Here is a 1,200-nt window from a genome sequence, read left to right as displayed (position 1 = left end):
AAGAGCGTATTGGTGAAAGTATTTTCTTGTTCACACCAAGCTGTGTTCAGGTAAGTACTCAGTCTGGTGTGATTCATGAGATACCTACTCCCCAGGCTCCTCCTCCCCGTCAGACAGCTCCGTCACCAGCCTGGGGTTCTGAGCCAGACCAGATGGCTCAGTAAGAATCAGGACTTGACAAGTGTCTAGTTTTTCGTGAATAACATTAAAAGTTGAAAAGAGAGGTGTTGGGTTGCCTATCAAACTTGGCATAATTGGTGGCGGTGTCATGGGAGAAGCCCTCCTATCCCGCCTACTTGCCCAACAACTTTACCAGCCTGATGAGGTCTTGGTGAGTGAGCTGCTGGAGCAGCGCCGTGATGGTTTGGCGCAACAATACGGGATAAGGGTCACTGCCAATAACCAAGCGGCAGCGGCAGCATCAGAGGTTTTGTTACTGGCAATTAAACCTCAGGTATTTGAAGCGGTAGCGGCAGAACTGGCCATGGGTAGAGGTGACAACGGTCACAGCTTAGGAACGTTGCCAATGGTGATTTCAATTCTAGCTGGAGTGCCTCTGGAACGGCTGGAAAATGCTTTTCCATCCCAGCCAGTGATCCGGGCAATGCCTAATACTCCTGCAACAGTTGGGGCGGGAATCACAGCACTAGCTGCTGGAAAATGGGTTTCGCCTGATCAAATGGAGCAAGCAAAGACAATTTTTAGGGCTGTTGGTGAAGTAGTAGAGATTCCGGAACACCTGATGGATGCGGTGACCGGTTTATCTGGGTCAGGCCCAGCTTATGTGGCGATTTTGATCGAAGCCCTAGCAGATGGGGGCGTGGCAGCTGGATTACCCAGAGCGATCGCATTGCAGTTGGCCAAGTCTACAGTATTGGGGACAGCCCAGCTGTTACAAGAAACTCAAATGCATCCAGCTCAATTGAAGGATAGGGTTACTAGTCCTGGGGGAACGACGATTGCTGCGATCGCTAAGTTGGAGAAGGCTGGTTTTCGCTCGGCTTTGATTGAGGCGGTTTTGGGGTCTTATCAGCGTTCTCGGGAGTTGGGAAGTTGAAGGTTTAAAGTTAGAGGTTGGGGGTTGAAGGTTGGAGGTTGAAGGTTGAAGGTTGAAGGTTGAAGGTTGAAGGTTGAAGGTTGAAGGTTGAAGGTTGAAGGTTGAAGGTTGAAGGTTGAAGGTTGAAGGTTGAAGGTTGAAGG

1 protein-coding gene and 1 pseudogene are annotated in these 1,200 nt (G+C 50.0%); both read left to right on the top strand.

What is annotated here, in order from left to right; all coding sequences use genetic code 11:
* Nucleotides 1–164, top strand: a pseudogene (locus F6K53_RS43910) (cell division protein SepF); the annotation flags it as partial.
* 68 nt (nt 165–232) lie between these two features.
* On the top strand, nt 233–1,057 hold the full coding sequence (gene proC / locus F6K53_RS43905) for a pyrroline-5-carboxylate reductase (protein ID WP_293087131.1): 825 nt from the start codon (nt 233–235) through the stop codon (nt 1,055–1,057).
* The last annotated feature ends 143 nt before the right edge of the window (nt 1,058–1,200 follow it).

The sequence above is a fragment of the Moorena sp. SIO4A1 genome (assembly GCF_010672065.1).
In the GTDB taxonomy this organism is placed as follows: Bacteria; Cyanobacteriota; Cyanobacteriia; order Cyanobacteriales; family Coleofasciculaceae; genus Moorena.
The sequence above is the reverse complement of the archived record's forward strand: the minus strand, read 5'-3'. Positions and strand labels throughout refer to the sequence as shown.